Consider the following 16491-nt stretch of genomic DNA (forward strand, 5'->3'; position numbering starts at 1 on the left):
GGCCTTTTTTCTTTGCATTTTTTCTCGAGTGCTTGTAAAGTGCGCCCCGCTGTATGTCGCCCCCGCAGCTTTCCGGCAAAATCGGGAATCTGAAAAAAAGTTGCAAATCAGTAAGTTGAATGCAAATTAGGGGTTGACAAGGGTTTTTAAGGTTGTAGAATAGCGCGCCTCAGAGACATGAACGCAGCGATGCACAAGGTCGAAGAGTTCGAAGCGGTAGTGGTACAGTTTTCGAAATTGCAGCACTTGAAATTGATAGTTCCGCGATAGCTCAGTCGGTAGAGCAAATGACTGTTAATCATTGGGTCCCAGGTTCGAGTCCTGGTCGCGGAGCCAAATTTCAAACCGGGGTATAGCGCAGTCCGGTAGCGCGCCTGCTTTGGGAGCAGGATGTCAGGAGTTCGAATCCCCTTACCCCGACCATTTTTGGGTCGTTAGCTCAGTTGGTAGAGCAGTTGGCTTTTAACCAATTGGTCGTAGGTTCGAATCCTACACGACCCACCATTTTCGAGTCCGGTTCGCTGGGTTTGGATCTTAATAGGTTGGAACGCCATTAGCGTCCAGCCGTAAAAAAGGCGCCTTAATTGGTGCCTTTTTTTTACCGGGGTATAGCGCAGTCCGGTAGCGCGCCTGCTTTGGGAGCAGGATGTCAGGAGTTCGAATCCCCTTACCCCGACCATATTAGAGAAAAGGGCACCTTGCAAAAGGTGCCCTTTTTTCGTTTCTGCAGCCTGGAAAATTGCCTGCTACTATCCGGCAGTGTTCTGCAAGGGAGCTGCCCTATGACCCTCAAAGCCTCCGTATACATCGCCACCAGCCTCGATGGATTCATCGCCCGTGAAAGCGGTGAGCTGGACTGGTTGATGGTTGCCACCAGCTCCAGCGACGACCACGGCTACACCGCTTACATGGCGACGGTCGATACCCTGGTCATGGGGCGCAATACCTACGAGAAAGTCCTGACCTTTGGCGACTGGCCGTATCCACACAAGCGGGTGGTGGTGTTGAGTAGCACCCTGGGCCAGGCGGATGGCGTTGAAGTGCACCCTGGGCCGATTGCCGACCTGATCGAGCATTTGCGCGACACAGGCGCCAAGAGCCTGTACCTCGACGGCGGCAAGGTGGTGCAGAGCTTCTTGCGTGAAGGACGGGTGGATGAATTGACCATCACCCGGATACCGGTGTTGCTGGGCAATGGGATACCCCTGTTCGGGGCATTGGCGGGGGATGTGAGGCTAGAGCACGTACGCAGTACCACATTCGAGAATGGTTTTGTGCAGAGTACCTATCGGGTACTTCGTTGATGGGGCTGCTTTGCAGCCCATCGCCGGCAATGCCGGCTCCTACAGATTTGTGTGGACGCCAAACTTGTAGGAGCTGGCTTTGCCAGCGATGATTTCAGTGCAGCTTCAGGCGCGGCTCGGTGCCGCGGCCGATTCGGCTACCCAACATCAGCATCAAGGTCCGGAAGGTGCCATACAGCGCCATCTGGTGCATACGGTACAACGACACGTAGAACATCCGCGCCAACCAGCCTTCGAGCATCACGCTACCGGTCAGGTTGCCCATCAGGTTACCCACCGCCGAGAAGCGCGACAGCGATACCAGCGAGCCGTAATCACGGTAGGCGTAGGTTGGCAACGGCTTGCCTTCCAGACGTGCCTTCAACGACTTGGCCAGCATCGAGGCCTGCTGGTGGGCGGCCTGGGCCCGTGGCGGTACGTTGCGGTCGCTGCCCGGCTGAGGGCAGGCGGCGCAATCGCCGAAAGCGAAGATATCGTCGTCCAAGGTGGTCTGCAGGGTAGGGCGAACCACTAGTTGGTTGATCCGGTTGGTCTCCAGACCGTCGATGTCCTTGAGGAAACCGGGCGCGCGAATACCCGCGGCCCAGACTTTGAGGCTGGCCGGGATCACATCGCCATTGCTGGTTTTAAGCTCGGTTGCCGTGACTTCACTGACCGACGCATTGGTCATGACCGTGATACCGAGTTTCTCCAGGGTCTGGTGCACCGGCACACTTATGCGCTCCGGCAATGCCGGCAGCACCCGTGGGCCCGCTTCGATCAGGGTGATGAGCATGTCCTTGGGCTGGATACGGTCCAGGCCATAGGCGGCCAACTCGTGGGCGGCATGATGCAGCTCGGCGGCCAGTTCCACCCCGGTGGCACCGGCACCGACAATGGCCACGCTGATGGTTTCGTTAGCCTGGTCGCCAGCATGGGCGCGCAGATAATGATTGAGCAACTGCTGATGGAAGCGCTCGGCTTGCTTGCGAGTATCCAGGAACAGGCAGTGCTGGGCCGCGCCCAGGGTGCCGAAGTCGTTGGTGTTGCTACCCACAGCAATAACCAGGGAGTCGTAGCCCAGGGTCCGCGCAGGCAGCAACTCGCGGCCCTCTTCGTCGAGGGTCGCGGCCAGTTGGATCTGTTTGCTCTCGCGGTCCAGGCCACTCATGCGGCCGAGCTGGAACTGGAAATGATTCCACTTGGCCTGGGCCACGTAGTTCAGTTCGTCTTCCGAAGAGTTCAGCGAGCCTGCGGCGACTTCGTGCAGCAATGGTTTCCAGATGTGCGTCAGGTTGGCGTCGACCAGGGTGATGCTGGCGCTGCCCTTCTTGCCCAGGGTTTTACCCAGGCGGGTCGCCAGTTCCAGGCCGCCGGCGCCGCCGCCGACAATCACAATACGGTGAGTCATGGGGATATCTCATAAGGTTTACGGAATTCGGGTCTCGAGTGGGCGGCCGCTCAGGGCGGTTCGGGCGAGCGCAAGGCAGCTCATAGCACCAGGTTACTCAAGAGGCGGCTCAACAGGCCCAGGCCAGCCGTCACCAGCACCACCATGCAAAGGAGCAGCCAGGGCCGGAAAGGCTTGCGCTCGACTTGATGCTGGGGTGCTTGCAGGTAGTGATCGACACGACGCTGGTCTTTGGGATTCAGGCGGCTGGTCATGAGGGCCTCGTCAGGTAGACGCTTGTGACTGAAGGGAAGCTACAGGGTTCACTGTAGTTGTTTGAACAAAGCCCATGGTGCAGTCGCGCGGCGGTCTTCATGACGAATGATTGCGCTTTGTATCACCACCGCGCAATTTATGCCATTGCGCGTGGGCAGGGGGCCAGTTCAGAGGCTGATGCCGACATCGAAAACAATGCTGCGGCCCAGGTTGCCACGCAGAAAGTCCGGCGCGTCGGGGTGGGCGAACAGCACCCGGGCGAAGGTCGGCCCGACCAGTGACAGCGAACGCCAGCCCTGGCGCAGGTATTCGGTGGGCGGCGGGAAGTGGCTGTTGAGGTCGAGCACTTCGCGCTTGAGGCTGGCGAAGGCGATTATGTCCAGCTCGCTCAGGTCGAGCCCGCGCTCCTGGTAGTTATGGGATTTCTTGCGCAAGGTCGGGGCCAGGCGCTGCAGCAGCTCCTGGGCACTGATCCGCCGCGGCCGCGCTTCGCGCCGCACCAATTGGCTCAGGGAAAAGGCGCTGCGCCGCCGTTGCAGCTCTTCGCGCCACTCATCATTGAGCCGACGGCCTTCGTCGAGGACGAAAAACACCTCGAAAGAGGCATCGCGAAACAGCACGTCAGGCGGTTCTTGGCCGGCAGGAGTGAAATCTTCGCCGCGGTAAGGAATGTTCAGGCCTTGCAGCAGGCGCTGGCAGACCCAACGCTCGCGTTCCCATTTACGGGCATTGGAAAGAAACGCATTGGCTTGTTCGGCCTGAATGGTGAGCAGGCGCAAGTAGTCTGAGTCGTCCATGGGGACAAGCTTAGCGTTCAATTGTGTCTTCAGAAATAAAGTCGTTCAGCGAACAGAAAGACGCAGGGTAGACCGATCCGTCAGTCGACGATCGGTGGCAGGGCGTGAGTGTTACTGCTGTGATTGCGTGACCGTTACGCGCGCGCATCCCTGGTTGTTGCGGTAGAAGTAGTCGCTAAAAAATGGCCAACTCACGGCGTCGTTTACATAGAAGAACAAGGGGCCGTCGGCGCGTGCCGTGAAGGTGCTGTTGAAGACTCGGCCACCTTCGAGGGAAACCGCATCAGGAGGGCAACGCCAGCCTTTGGGCCACTCCTGGATCTTGGTTTTTTTGCAATGCTCCACTAGTAACGGCTCTTCAGGCTTGATGGGCAGTGCGTAACTGTCGTTGCCGTTGGCGCCGACACGCACCATGGTCTGGAACCAGGGCTGACCGACGTGCCGGCGTGCAGGCGTCGAGAGTGCCATCACCACGGAGGTGGTAAATGCCAGAGGACATTCGAAACCGCCTGGGTTGGCCGGGATGCTCTTGTCGCTCCAGCGCCACTGATCAGGCACTTGCAGCGATACCTGATAGGTGCGGCCTTGGCGAACCTGCATACCGGAGTAGGCGCAGAGCGTACGCGTGTCGAACCAGAAGCTCACCTTGTCGCTGGCGCTGTTGCCTTGCGCCTGGCACAGGGTCCCGGAAGCGGCGCCCCAGGCGAACAGCGGTTGGCTCAGCAGCATGAGACCACCCAGCAGGATTGCCAGGACAAACACAAAAGGCATCAGTCGGTAGCTGAGGATGTACATGAACGCCTTGTAGGCGGCGTGGGTACGCAGGCGTTGGATGCTCTTGTCCAGGAGCGGCGGCCTGCGCAGTGGCGGCATCGACGCCACCGACTTGGGCTTGAGCGGCGCAATGCCGTACCAGACACGGCGCATCTTGTCCCTGATCGTAGTATCCAGATGCTTGCCCCAGGCCATACACAGGAACAGCACCAGGATCAACGGCAGGAACAGGTTCGGGTTGGAGGCAAAGGAGGCGGTCCAGGTGCTGGCGAACGAGGGCAGCACATGATCGAGCAGGCTGATGGGCTTGCTCACCACGCACAGTGTGTCCTGGCAGCTTGCCCGGGCGGGCGCGAACAGCGGCATCGCCGCCAGTGTCAGTGACACGAAGAGCGTCAGGAAGTACGCGACGCGTCGCCGCCACACGGTGTTGTAGACATCCTCCCGGGCTGCCCTGAAGCCCTTCATCCAGCGCTTGGGTACCGCACCCGCGTTGCTATTGCCTTGTCTGGCATTCATCAGCGTCAGGTAGTGCTCGATATTAACGATGCTGCCATCGAAGCGCACCACGGAAAAGTTCGGCGGCAGGCTGATGGGGGCATAACCGTCGGGATCGACTTTGATCCGCCGCAGTACGCTTTCATGAACCTTGGTTCTGGGTACCCTTACTTTGTCGGTGCGATTGAGACGATCGATCCGGCGCGGGTTGTAGCAGTAGTAGCTCGCCACGCCGTGGCGCGAGTCATAGAGCTTGCCGTTTTCGTCCGACAGGGCGATCAGTTCGTTCCAGATCGATGGCTCCAGACGCAAGCCATGCTTGTCGGCCTCACTCATGATCCACTGCAGCGGGACGTAGGACAGGCTGTCGTCGGCATAGCCGCCGCCGACGTTGGCGTGCATGCCGCAAAACCACACCTGGCTGACGCGTTCAGCATCAATGTGGCGGCTGCGCCGGTTCGCATTTGGCACGCCTTGCTCGGGATGCTTCGAGTCAGGCGCTTCGTTCCACAAGCGTGGATGAAAGGTGTTGCGCTCATCATCCAGCGCCAGTGCCTGGCGTGCATGTAGAACCCTGGGGCTGAGGTTGTAGTCACGCATGGTCAGCGGCCAGATGAACTTGTCGATAGCCCGTGTGAGCTGGTCTACCGGTAGCCCGTAGGCGTCTACGGTATCCCACAGACCGAGGAACTCGATGGTGATGGGCGCCGAAGACTCCGGGAGCCCCAAGCGCTCGGTATTGCTGTAAAGGGTATTGCCGCGCATCCAGTTCTTCGCATTGAGAATGTGATCGCGAAGGTTCCTGAGCTTCTCGATGCCCCAATGGCTGGGGAATCGGTCACGGCGAAATGCCCGGTAGGCATCCCAGGCCAGGCGCTCAAGGTCGCGTTCGCTGCCGCTGTAGCGCAGCAGACCCTGGGTCATGACCAATCCGATCAGTACCCGTACGGTGAAGGCACCGCGGCTGAAGCCGAACACATAGATCTTGTCGCCGGGCTCATACATCCGGCAAAGGAACACATACAGGTCGATTACGTTGCGCGCCAGGCCCACGCCAAATCCACCTCCGGCCAGCGCCAGGGGCTTGAATGCCGAGGTACCGACACCGTCGTCGTAGAAGGCGAACTGCCTGGGTTGTTGCGGGTTGGCCGGATCGCTGAGGTCGACGGCCTGGTAAAGCCGCCAGACGTTGGTCTTGAACAGCTTGCCGGCGCTGTTGCCGGTTCCGTCTGAAAACAGCACAAGGTGCTTGGGCATGACCAACTCCTCTCAAGGAGCGCCAGGACTGCCCACGACTGCTTATCCAGTGGCCCGTCGCCAGGTTGGCGCGATGGCTGCACAGCCTCGGCCCGCCTCGTATCAGTGATTGGCAACCGCGCCAGGGCTGCCTTTGGTTGAGAATAGTCGAAGGATGGAAAACATTGAGGGCAAAAAGCCACTTCCCGTTGAGGCGGTACTCGCCAGCACCAGGGGTGTAGACTGCCAGGCACGTCTTTGCTCAAGGGCCCCGCTGCCGTGATTGATGCTCATGTGCTGTCTGACCACAGCCTGACCCTGGGCTGGGTCGGTTATGTAGCGCTGCTTGCGTGGGCGCTGGCGCGCACGCGATGGGTCGAACTGTTCACCGACAGTCGCCGCCAGCACTTGCTGTTCGGCACCGTCTTCGCGTTGTTCGCGTTATGGCTGGTGCGGCGTGATTTCGACAACGGGGTGTCTTACCACTTCATCGGCATGACCGCGGTTACCTTGCTGTTGGATTGGCCGCTGGCGATTCTTGGCGGTTTGCTGGCCCAGGTCGGGCTCATCATGATGGGGCGCCAGGACCTTGCGGCCATGGGCGTCAATGGCTTGCTGTTCATCGGCCTGCCGGTGCTGGTCACCGAGGTCTGCGCCATCCTGGTGGAACGGGCGCAGCCGCGAAACCTGTTCGTCTACATCTTCTGTTCGGGTTTTTTTGCCGCAGCCTTGGCGGCACTGCTGTGCCTGCTGCTCGGGCTCGGCCTGTTGTGGCTGGACGGGCTTTTCGTGATGCCGGAGTGGATCGAAGACTTTATCGGCTACCTGTGGCTGATCATTTTTCCCGAAGCTTTTATCAACGGCATGATCGTCAGCGCACTGGTGGTGTTTTGCCCGGAGTGGCTGGAGACCTTCAACCGCACCCGCTATCTGCAGGCGCCCTGGAAGGACGACGACCCCGGGCGCTGAGGCTCAATGGTGGGCGCGGGGATCGAGCTCGCCGGAAAACAGATCGTCTTCAGCATCCGGTGCGACTGGGATCTTGTGCTCTTCAGCGGCCCAGGCGCCGAGGTCGATCAACTTGCAGCGATCGGAACAGAACGGCCGGAACGGGCTGGCGGCGTTCCATTCAACGGGGGCGCCACAGGTCGGGCATTCTACGGTCAGGGGTTGGCTCATGCTTGGCCTCCTCGCAAAGTCAGGTAAAAGTGGTGCAGGCGGTCGACCTCCGAATGCAGCCAGGCCAGGTCGCGGTCGTTGACCAGCACATCATGGGCGTGGCGCAGGCGCTCTTCGCGGCTGGCCTGGGCCTTGAGGATGGCCTGGACCTGCTCAGGGCTGGTCTGGTCGCGCAGCAGGGTGCGCTGGACCTGCAGTTCCTGAGGTGCATCGATCACCAACAGGCGTTGAGTGCGCTGATACTGGCCCGATTCGACCATCAGCGGCGAAACCAACACCGCATAAGGCGACTCAGCCTTGGCCAGGTAGCTGAAAATCTCCTGGCCGATCAAGGGATGCAGCAGGGCTTCCAGCCAGCGCCGTTGCTCAGGGTCGCTGAAGATCAGCTCACGCAGTGCCGCACGGTTCAGTTGGCCATCTTCCTGCAGTACGCCAGCACCGAAGCGCTCGACGATACTGGCCAGTGCCGGACGCCCGGGCTCGACTACCCAGCGCGCGGCCTGATCGGCATCGACCAGGTGCACACCCAGTTCGACAAAGCGCTGGGCGGCAGCGCTCTTGCCACTGCCGATGCCGCCGGTGAGGCCGAGAATCCAGGGAGTGAAAGCAGCGGTGGTCATCACATTCCAGAAAAATTCAGGTAAGAAGTGGTTATTTGACCACCCCAGAGCAGTGCGATCCAGCCCGCGATGGCCAGATAGGGACCAAAGGAGATCTGCGTGCTGACCTTCAGGCCCTTAACCCGCAGCATGATCAGCCCGATCACCGCGCCCAGCACCGACGACAGCAGCAACGTCAGCGGCAGAATCTGCCAGCCACCCCAGGCGCCGATCAGCGCCAGCAACTTGAAGTCGCCATAGCCCATGCCTTCTTTGCCGGTGATGATCTTGAACAGCCAGAACACCGACCACAGGCTCAAATAGCCTGCGACCGCACCCCACAGGGCATCCGCCAGGGGCACGAAAAGCTCGAAAGCGTTGGCGATCAGCCCCAGCCACAACAGCGGCAGCACCAGGGCATCGGGCAACAGCCGGTGCTCGATGTCGATCAGGCTCATGGCCAACAGCCCCCAGCTGAACAGCATTAGGGCCAGTGCAGCGGTGTTGGCACCCAGATGCCAGGCGACAAACACCGTTAATGCCGCGCAGCCCAGTTCCACCAGCGGATAACGGGCACTGATGGCAGTGCGGCAACTGCTGCAGCGCCCGCGCAGCAGCAGGTAGCTCAGGACCGGAATATTTTCCCAGGCGCGAATGCGATGCCCGCACTGCGGGCAGTGTGAAGCGGGCAGGATCAGATCGTAACGCTCAGGCTCGCCTTCGCTGGGCAGTTCCAGCACCTCGCGTGCTTCAGCCTGCCACTGCTGTTGCAGCATGATCGGCAGACGGTGCACCAGCACGTTGAGAAAGCTGCCGACGATCAGCCCCAGAAGCAGGGCAGCCCCCAGGTAAAACAGCGGCTGGCTGGCCAGCGTATCCATCAGGTCCATGTTCAGGTCACACTACCCAACTGAAAGATTGGCAGGTACATGGCGATCACCAGGCTGCCCACCAGCAGCCCGAGAATCAGCACGATCAGAGGTTCGAGCAGGCTGGCCAGGTTATCGAGCAAGCGCTCGATGGCGCTTTCATAATGGCTGGCGACTCTGGCGAGCATATCGTCCAGCGTACCGCCTGTCTCGCCAATGGCGCACATCTGTTGCATCAACCGTGGAAACAAACCGCTGGCGACCATCGCCTGGCTCAATGACTGGCCGCTGGCCAAGTCCTTGCGCAGCCGCAGCACGGCTTGTTCATACAACGGATTGCCGCAAGCACCGGCCACTGGCCCCAGCGCCTCCACCAGCGGCACGCCCGCCGCGAAAGAGGTCGACAGGGTGCGGGCGAAACGGGCCAGGGCGGCATGGCTCAGCAAGGCCCCGATAACCGGCAGCTTCAGCGCTAGGCTCAGACACCACAGACGAAACGCTGGCTGGCGCCGATAGGCCCGACACAGGCCCCAGACACTGCCGAACGTGCACAGCAGCAACCAGCCAAAGTACTGCCCCAACCAATCGGACAAACCAATCACCCGACGGGTGAATGCCGGCAGTTCCGCGCCGAAGCCGCTGAACATCGTCTGAAACTGCGGCACCACCTCAAGCAGCAACAGGCTGGAAACACCGAGGCCAGTCAGCAGCACGATCAGTGGATAAGTCATCGCCTTTTTCAACCGCGAGCGCAGCGCCTGGCGTTGCTCCTGCAGGCTGGCGACCTGTTCGAGCACGCTTTCCAGGCTGCCAGATTGTTCACCGGCGGCAATCAGGTTGCAGTACAGCGCATCGAAGTACCTGGGGTGTCGACGCAAGGCATCCGCCAGATTGCAGCCAGCACCGATATCGGTTTTCAGCGTACCAAGCAGGTTGATCAGCGCCGGGTTGCTGCTGCTTTGGGCAATCACCTCAAGCGCTTGTAGCAGCGCGACGCCGGAGCAGATCAAACTGGCAAGTTGACGGCTGAACTGGCTCAGCTCGCGAGTATTCAGCGTGCCCGGCCTGCGCCACAATCCGGCCCGTACCCGTTCGACGCTTACCGGTCGAATACCGCGTTTACGCAACTCGGCGCGCAGCAGGGTAGGGCTGCGCCCGCGGCTTTCGCCGCTGACCAGTGCCCCTTGTGCCGTGGTGCCTTGCCAGCTGTAGCTATAGGTTTTTCCGGTCATCGCGACATCCTTGCTGCGTGGCCCGCACAAACCCGGAAACAGCTTCGGGGTTGGTACAACGAGCAGGAGTGCCCGTTGCTCACTAGAGTAGTCGAGTCGGCATCAGCGAATGACCGGCACAGGGTGACAAAAGGTGTCTATTCGGGCCTACTGGCGCGCCTGTTGGTGGCCCGCCCCTGAGCGCCGCTGACCAGAACCGATTTTGCGAGGGAGAACGTCCATGAAAGGACAACGCGGCATTACCTTGATCGAACTGATGATCGTGGTGGCGATCATCGGCATCCTGGCGACCATCGCCTTGCCCATGTACACCAACCACCAGGTGCGGACCAAAGCGACTGCCGCCCTGGTCGAGATTTCCGCCCTGAAAACCCCGTTCGACCTGCGCATGAACGAGGGTAAAGACGTCACCGACGTAACCGCCCTGGGCGGTCAGGCCAGCACCAGCAACTGCAGCATCACCGCTACTGGCACTGCTGCCACGGGCGCAGGCAGCATCGTCTGCACCCTGGTCGATGCCCCGGCCACCGCCCTGGGCAAAACCCTCAGCCTGACCCGCTCGGCCACCGGCTGGGCCTGCGCCAGCACCCTCGAAGAAGACCTCGCCCCAGCCGGCTGCAAGCCCGCTGAAAGTGCCCCGGCACAGTGAGCAATAGCTGTTATTAAACAGTGATTTGCGTAAGCGATCCGGCAGTGGTAGCGTTGATGCCACGCCGGTGTAGCTCAGTCGGTAGAGCAGCGCACTCGTAACGCGAAGGTCGCAGGTTCGATTCCTGTCTCCGGCACCAGTCAATAGATTCATGCAGTGCCAAGCAGTCGCATGAAACCCCTCAGAAGCCCGCCTAGTGCGGGCTTTCTGTTTCATGCGGTGCCATCCGATCCCATCCCAGCCCTTGCTATCTGAGTACCCCTTCGAGTACCTTTGCGCTGTTCAATAATCTATGGGTACTCGGATGCCTTTGACAGCGCTGCAAGTGAAGAACTCTGCACCCCGCGAAAAGGACTTTGGCCTTGCTGACGGAGGTGGCTTATTCCTCTGGATTCGAGCCGCCGGCGGTAAGTCTTGGCGCTTCCGTTTCAGGCTGGACGGTAAGCAGTCACACATTTCTTTGGGCACTATCGACAACGTTACGTTGGCGCAGGCTCGCCAGCTTGCGTTTGATGCACGCCAGCTGGTCTCACAGGGGCGGCATCCAGGCCTTGAGAGAAAGGTCGCTCGGGCTCAGGCGGCAATTTCTCGTGCCAATACCTTCAAAAGTCTCGCATTGGAGTGGCATCAGCATAAGTCTGCACGCTGGTCAGAAGGGTATGCGACTGACGTCATCGAGGCTTTTGAGCTGGACATCTTTCCGCAGGTTGGAAGCTTGCCTCTGTCTGAGATCAAGCCTATGCAGTGGTTACAGGTCTTCCGCCGCATAGAGTCACGTGGGGCTTTGGAAAAGCTACGCAAGGTTCGACAGCGCTGCCAAGAGGTGTACCGCTTTGCGATTGCCACGGGCAGGGTCGAGTACAACCCCATCGCAGATATTGGAGGGGCACTTCAAACGCCTACCTCCCGGCACTACCCCTTCCTTCCTATCGCGGAAATCCCAGATCTGATTCGAGGCTTCCACGCTTGCCCAGGGCATGACGTGGTGAAAATTGCTACCCGTTTGCTAATTCTCACGGGTGTGCGGACTGCCGAGCTCAGAGGGGCGCCGTGGTCCGAGTTTGACCTCGAAAATGGCCTTTGGACGATTCCAGCCCAGCGGATGAAAATGCGTCGCGCCCATCTAGTCCCTTTGTCGAGGCAAGCGGTGACTGCGTTGCGTGAACTAGAAGGCATCACAGGTGGTTACACGCTTGCGTTTCCTGGTCGTAATGACCCCGCGAAGCCGATGAGCGAGGCTGCGATTAATCAGTTGTTGAAACGCTCCGGTTACGACGGCAGGGCTACAGGGCATGGTTTCCGCCACACGATGTCAACCACTTTGCACGAGCAGGGCTATCCCAGCGAGTGGGTCGAGACCCAGTTGGCGCATGTCGACAAGAACAGTATTCGTGGCACCTATAACCATGCCCAGTACTTGGAGGGACGGCGAGAGATGCTGCAGTGGTATGCAGATCACCTGGGAGCTTTGCCATGCAGCAATAGCGAAGTCGCTATCACAGTGGGGAGGAAAATTGCATGAATGACGACGTAATGCGCCTTTCGGATTTGGTGCCGGAGTATGCTCGTCACTATAAAGTAAGCCCTCCGGACGCTGCTTATGCTCTGCATGAACTATTTACTGAGCTGAATACTGATCACCACTCGAAACAGCCCAACAAGGCCATCCCGAATAATATTGTCTGGGTTGGAAAAGTAGGGAGCTCTATGCGCTCCACCAAGACTTATAAAATATATTTTTCGGGGCTCGCTGAATATTTTAATGCTCTGATCGAACAAGGTTGCAACTCTGAATTCAACCTTGTTCGATGCCTTTATGTTGGCAAGCACAGCGATACTAAAGATATTCCGCCTAGCATGGTTTATCTATCTAGATCCCTGCTTAGCGATCTAGTTTCTTCTACCCCCATCGAGTTACCAGGTTTTCTGCTTAATGAAGCGCCTGAGGTCGCTCCATATAAGCCTGGCGAGGAAGGAGCTAAAGCCTTCCAGGGGAAGGAACTAGTTTCGATTCAGGGGCTCGCGCGCGGACTTATAGAAATAATTATCGAGGTCGATAAAGCCCATCGTGGTCTTTCGAAAAAAACAAGCCCGGCGGCCATTTTGCTCGCTGCTTCTCAGCTGGATCTAAATAAGAGACCATCAAAGTGGCGGGCTGTTCTTGCTGATCTAGCAGCTGCAGCAGAGGTTGAGGATTTTCGGGGTAACCGTCGAACGCTCGAAAAGTACGTTGGTGACTAGGCCTAGGCATCTAAATTTGGGTATTTCCTAGATTTTTGGCAATTGCCAGAAAGCCTCTCCGGAGTGCCGTTTAATCCATAGCCATCCAATCCGGTTCTAAGGAGATCCGTTCCGATGGCTAGTCAACCTCTCTCACCTCTGTTGCTCCGCTTGCCTGGTGTGTGTGCTCTCGTAGGGCTCAGTAAGTCTCAGATCTATCGGCTGATCCGATCTGGAGAATTTCCAGCTGGTATTTCCCTTGGCGCGAACTCCGTAGCTTGGCCTACAGAGCAAGTGCATGCCTGGGTGGCAAAAAAAATCATCGCAGGTGCCCCTCAGCAATGAGTGTAAATATGTCACTGGCCAATCTTATGGCCAGGCTAGAGGTAAACCGGAAGCGATCCGTCGCGAAGCCTAAGGAGGTCGCGGTCGAGGTCTACGACGAGGTTGTGGCACTACCGAATTCGTCCGAATCGGTACGTCCTATTCCTAACGTGATTCTTCGCTCAGCGCTGTTTGGGGCAATTGCAAAAGGGCGTCGGCCATATCTCGAACGAGTCAAGGTTGACTCTTTGGGTGGTATCGACATGATTTATACAGGAGCGCTGCTTGATCAAGGAGACTTGGATGTCTGGGGGGCGGTCTTGCACCTGGCGCTAACACAAGAGTTTGGGGCGGAGTGTAAAGTTACAGCTTATAGGCTTTTGAAGTTGCTAGGAAAAACAGATACGGGGAAAAATCGAAGAATTTTAGATAAACGTATTAGTAGGCTTAAGGCTACCGCCTTGCAGATTGGAATGGGCAGGTACTCATACGAAGGGAGTTTAATTCATGAAGTCTATCGGGGGCAGAACGAGCGGAGTGAGCGTATATACGTAATTTGCTTGAATTCTAAGCTTCATGTGCTTTTTAATGGGAGCCAGTATACCAAGGTGAACTGGTCTGTTCGCCAAGCACTGCACGGAAAGCCGCTTGCTCAATGGGTGCATGGATTTTACTCATCGCATGCAAGGTCTTATGATTTTAAGGTTGATACCCTGCACCAATTATGTGGGAGTCGTGCGAGGTCTTTGCCTGACTTCAAAAAAGATTTGCGCCGTTCCCTTGAAGCTGTCGCGTGTGCTAGTACGACAGAAGGACAGCCGCTTAGTTATCTTTTGGACGGAAATCTTGTAAAAGTTAAGACTACCCCAAGTGCTTCTCAGCAGCGTCATTTGGCCAAAAAGCGCTAATACCGTTCCAGTACCCCTATTTTTGCCGTTCCAGCGCCCCTGATCTTACCGTTCCAGCACCCTAGGCTACCGTTCCAAGACCCCTGCGATGCCGTTCCAGCACCCATGATGTACCGTTCTAGCACCCCGTGAGTTCGAATCTGGAATAGCGCTCTAGCCCAGTAAAGATCAGGGGTGCAGCATCTTTCGCGGTGCGCACTAATCTATTATTAATCAATTCTAATCAGTGCCGTTTCAGTTGAGGCAGTGAGGTGTCCAATGATGGGTCATGCCCCATTGCTTGACGCTCGGATAGGGAAGGTGACGCGCTGAGTCGCGCCCTGCATTTTTTGCCTTCCAAGAGCATCACTGCCAAAACACCAATTACGATCACTGCTACGCCGATCACGAAGAGCAAGCTGCTGCTGATCCATGTAGGGTCGATGTTTATTCTTAACGCAGGTAAACCTCTGTAATTTCCGGCCGGAAGTGGCCCATTTCCTGCGAAACCACGGCCAGTGCCTGCTTTCGCGTTAAGTGGCTTTGCAATTTCGCCATGCGCTCCTGGGCGTAGGTATGTCGCAGTCCATGTGCGCCGTTCGACCACCCGAGTGCTGCTTTGGAAGCTGCGCTAACGCTTTTGCTCCAAGGCTGACCACCGCCAATCTCGTAAAACTGTTGGTAGTTGATTCCTCGATCTTTGACAGTTCGTGGCTCTGTCAGCCGGGTTCTCTCCAGTCGCTGGGCTAGGGGAGTTGGAATACGGACTTCACGGATCAGCCCACCTTTGCCGTGAACGGTGTAGCTGATGGTCGATTCGCGAATTCCTGAAAACTTCATTCCATGCGCAGGACGTTGGTCCGGTACGCGTTGGTGCGTTCTGCGAAGGCCGAGTAACTCATGGGCACGGAGACCTGCGGCATACGCAATCTCTGTCGCCAGTGCGTTGTGGGGAGCTTGACGAGCTGCAATCAATGACATTTGCTCGCCGTTGTAGGCTCTTGTCTGATCGGCCAGCCTACGGCCCAAGGCAGGATGGTTTGCCGTTCCTGTGCGACCTATTGCCGTGCTCTTGATGACTTCAAGGGGCTGGCCCAGTGATAGCTGGTGAGTGACATGCTGCATCATGGCTTGCAGGGCCTGGCGCTCCATATCCAAGGTTTTCTGGCCAACGACGGTCGCCCTTAGGCGGAGGTACTCAAGGGCACGGGCGGGGGTCATTTCACGAAGGCTGCCGAGTCGATGCTCCTGAAGGTAAGCGGTAATGCGCACCAAGCGTTGCTCATAATTGCGAACGGTGCCCACTGAACGGATGTGAGCGCCTTGGAGGCTTTTCATCACGGACGCGGCTTGTTTTGCAGGCTTGGCAAACTTAGCCACTCAGGCGATTCCGATGTAGCCATCGGTGCACTGTCGAACGCTGAATCTTGATGCCTTTTTCCGCTACCCAGCGTTGCAGTTCGGTGCCATTGCAGCCTGCTGAATCAAGCTGTAGCAGCTCGTACTTGTAGTTATCCAGCAATGAGCGACGTTGGGCATAGGTTCGGGGCTTTCTCCGAATCCTAGATTCGGCCTTGAGGCGTGTAGTAATGCTCTGCGCATCGAATTCGCTCATGGGATTCTCTCTATCAGGTGTAAGAACTCCTGACCGTTTCCGGTTCAGCGACACACCATCCGTAGATGGTTCGTTGTGTGCCTGTTCGCCCCCCTTAGCATGAGATGCAGGCGGGGACTGTTCACGCCTACTCGGAGTCTCCGAGTGAGTTCCTAAGTGTCCGTTCAGGTTCGGTTGCCATTGGGTCTGGCTGACCATGCTGGGTTGTCTTCTCTCCTCAAGTGGTTGGTCGTTGATGGTCCCGACACGTAGTCGGCGTTGGGCCGGGCACACATGCGATGACGCGGGTGTGGCCGATGGGCTAGTGCCCGCGATGACGCAGGCCGAGCCGCCTGCCACTGTCTCAACCCATGAATCACACGGGTAACGAAACTGCCGGGCAGTGCGGTTTGGTTCCCAATCAGCTTACGAAAATGAGGATGGGCAGACAACGCAATGTCGCTGCGTTGTATTTGTTGCGTCAAATAGGAATGGTCGAGTGTGCCCGCTATGTAGAGCGCCGTTTAGGCGCGTTACATAGCGGGCACAGAGCGTCATGACTGTAAGCGGTTGGGGAACACACCTTGCTCAGGTCAGCCCGACATCCATTGATGCGGTAGCAGTTGGTCGATCTCACTGGCCTTCTGCGTCGGCAACCGCGTCAGCACGTCCTTGAGATAGGCA

At 58.1% G+C, this 16491-nt stretch carries 18 protein-coding genes and 5 tRNA genes; 12 read left to right on the forward strand and 11 right to left on the reverse strand.

Annotated features, from left to right (window positions below):
- Positions 1 to 260 precede the first annotated feature (260 nt).
- From ACRESH_RS20405 to ACRESH_RS20425, 5 genes are all read left to right on the forward strand, one after another.
- Positions 261 to 336, forward strand: a tRNA-Asn gene (locus ACRESH_RS20405).
- Between the two features lie 10 nt (positions 337 to 346).
- Positions 347 to 423, forward strand: a tRNA-Pro gene (locus tag ACRESH_RS20410).
- 5 nt (positions 424 to 428) lie between these two features.
- Positions 429 to 504 (forward strand) — tRNA-Lys (locus ACRESH_RS20415).
- 98 nt (positions 505 to 602) lie between these two features.
- Positions 603 to 679: transfer RNA gene (locus tag ACRESH_RS20420), tRNA-Pro, on the forward strand.
- 103 nt (positions 680 to 782) lie between these two features.
- A complete protein-coding gene (locus tag ACRESH_RS20425) occupies positions 783 to 1304 on the forward strand; it encodes a dihydrofolate reductase family protein (RefSeq protein WP_431743671.1) in 522 nt (173 codons plus the stop codon).
- 94 nt (positions 1305 to 1398) lie between these two features.
- Here the strand turns inward: ACRESH_RS20425 and ACRESH_RS20430 are convergent, their stop codons facing one another.
- The 4 genes from ACRESH_RS20430 to ACRESH_RS20445 all read right to left on the reverse strand — a co-directional run bounded on the left by ACRESH_RS20430 (position 1399) and on the right by ACRESH_RS20445 (position 6275).
- The gene (locus tag ACRESH_RS20430) at positions 1399 to 2694 is read right to left on the reverse strand and encodes an NAD(P)/FAD-dependent oxidoreductase (RefSeq protein WP_431743672.1); all 1296 of its coding nucleotides are present in this window, start codon (positions 2692 to 2694) and stop codon (positions 1399 to 1401) included.
- A gap of 80 nt (positions 2695 to 2774) precedes the next feature.
- Complete coding sequence (locus ACRESH_RS20435; RefSeq protein ID WP_431743673.1) at positions 2775 to 2948, reverse strand: DUF3094 family protein; 174 nt, start codon at positions 2946 to 2948, stop codon at positions 2775 to 2777.
- 168 nt (positions 2949 to 3116) lie between these two features.
- The gene (locus tag ACRESH_RS20440; protein WP_431743674.1) at positions 3117 to 3746 is read right to left on the reverse strand and encodes a DUF1780 domain-containing protein; all 630 of its coding nucleotides are present in this window, start codon (positions 3744 to 3746) and stop codon (positions 3117 to 3119) included.
- Between the two features lie 111 nt (positions 3747 to 3857).
- Positions 3858 to 6275, reverse strand: a complete 2418-nt coding sequence (locus tag ACRESH_RS20445; RefSeq protein ID WP_431743675.1) for a DUF2235 domain-containing protein — start codon at positions 6273 to 6275, stop codon at positions 3858 to 3860.
- A 258-nt stretch (positions 6276 to 6533) separates the two neighbouring features.
- Here ACRESH_RS20445 and ACRESH_RS20450 point away from each other — a divergent pair, with 258 nt between their 5' ends.
- The gene (locus ACRESH_RS20450; protein WP_431743676.1) at positions 6534 to 7223 is read left to right on the forward strand and encodes an energy-coupling factor ABC transporter permease; all 690 of its coding nucleotides are present in this window, start codon (positions 6534 to 6536) and stop codon (positions 7221 to 7223) included.
- A gap of 3 nt (positions 7224 to 7226) precedes the next feature.
- Here the strand turns inward: ACRESH_RS20450 and yacG are convergent, their stop codons facing one another.
- Genes yacG through ACRESH_RS20470 form a run of 4 tightly spaced genes read right to left on the reverse strand, consistent with a single transcriptional unit; the run spans position 7227 to position 10133 of the window.
- Positions 7227 to 7433 (reverse strand): DNA gyrase inhibitor YacG, encoded by a 207-nt coding sequence (yacG, locus tag ACRESH_RS20455; protein WP_431743677.1) that lies wholly within the window; start codon positions 7431 to 7433, stop codon positions 7227 to 7229.
- Entirely contained in the window at positions 7430 to 8053 is a 624-nt protein-coding gene (gene coaE / locus ACRESH_RS20460; RefSeq protein WP_431743678.1) for a dephospho-CoA kinase, read from the reverse strand. Before coaE ends, yacG begins: the two co-directional genes overlap by 4 nt.
- Entirely contained in the window at positions 8053 to 8922 is an 870-nt protein-coding gene (locus tag ACRESH_RS20465) for a prepilin peptidase (RefSeq protein WP_431743679.1), read from the reverse strand. The genes coaE and ACRESH_RS20465 overlap by 1 nt, the downstream gene beginning before the upstream one ends.
- Positions 8923 to 8924: 2 nt before the next feature.
- On the reverse strand, positions 8925 to 10133 hold the full coding sequence (locus tag ACRESH_RS20470; protein WP_431743680.1) for a type II secretion system F family protein: 1209 nt from the start codon (positions 10131 to 10133) through the stop codon (positions 8925 to 8927).
- A gap of 220 nt (positions 10134 to 10353) precedes the next feature.
- Between ACRESH_RS20470 and ACRESH_RS20475 the strand changes: the two genes are divergently transcribed.
- The 6 genes from ACRESH_RS20475 (at position 10354) to trfA (ending at position 14234) form a co-directional block, all read left to right on the forward strand.
- The gene (locus tag ACRESH_RS20475) at positions 10354 to 10782 is read left to right on the forward strand and encodes a pilin (RefSeq protein ID WP_431743681.1); all 429 of its coding nucleotides are present in this window, start codon (positions 10354 to 10356) and stop codon (positions 10780 to 10782) included.
- Between the two features lie 63 nt (positions 10783 to 10845).
- Positions 10846 to 10921, forward strand: a tRNA-Thr gene (locus ACRESH_RS20480).
- A 165-nt stretch (positions 10922 to 11086) separates the two neighbouring features.
- A complete protein-coding gene (locus ACRESH_RS20485; RefSeq protein WP_431743682.1) occupies positions 11087 to 12304 on the forward strand; it encodes a tyrosine-type recombinase/integrase in 1218 nt (405 codons plus the stop codon).
- Positions 12301 to 13023, forward strand: a complete 723-nt coding sequence (locus ACRESH_RS20490) for a hypothetical protein (protein ID WP_431743683.1) — start codon at positions 12301 to 12303, stop codon at positions 13021 to 13023. Before ACRESH_RS20485 ends, ACRESH_RS20490 begins: the two co-directional genes overlap by 4 nt.
- 114 nt (positions 13024 to 13137) lie before the next feature.
- Positions 13138 to 13347 carry a helix-turn-helix transcriptional regulator gene (locus ACRESH_RS20495; RefSeq protein ID WP_431743684.1) on the forward strand — a complete coding sequence of 70 codons (210 nt, stop codon included), beginning with the start codon at positions 13138 to 13140 and terminating at the stop codon, positions 13345 to 13347.
- 8 nt (positions 13348 to 13355) lie between these two features.
- Positions 13356 to 14234: a plasmid replication initiator TrfA gene (gene trfA / locus ACRESH_RS20500; RefSeq protein ID WP_431743685.1), complete on the forward strand. Its 879-nt coding sequence runs from the start codon at positions 13356 to 13358 to the stop codon at positions 14232 to 14234.
- Between the two features lie 432 nt (positions 14235 to 14666).
- On the opposite strand, the gene ACRESH_RS20505 is transcribed toward trfA, so the two are convergent.
- The 3 genes from ACRESH_RS20505 to ACRESH_RS20515 form a co-directional block, all read right to left on the reverse strand.
- On the reverse strand, positions 14667 to 15593 hold the full coding sequence (locus tag ACRESH_RS20505) for a site-specific integrase (protein WP_431743686.1): 927 nt from the start codon (positions 15591 to 15593) through the stop codon (positions 14667 to 14669).
- Positions 15586 to 15828: a hypothetical protein gene (locus tag ACRESH_RS20510; protein WP_288374246.1), complete on the reverse strand. Its 243-nt coding sequence runs from the start codon at positions 15826 to 15828 to the stop codon at positions 15586 to 15588. The genes ACRESH_RS20505 and ACRESH_RS20510 overlap by 8 nt, the downstream gene beginning before the upstream one ends.
- Positions 15829 to 16400: 572 nt before the next feature.
- Positions 16401 to 16491: transposase domain-containing protein (locus ACRESH_RS20515; protein ID WP_431741333.1), on the reverse strand; the 91-nt coding region annotated here is incomplete at its 5' end.

It is taken from the genome of Pseudomonas sp., from assembly GCF_050739775.1.
GTDB lineage: Bacteria > Pseudomonadota > Gammaproteobacteria > Pseudomonadales > Pseudomonadaceae > Aquipseudomonas.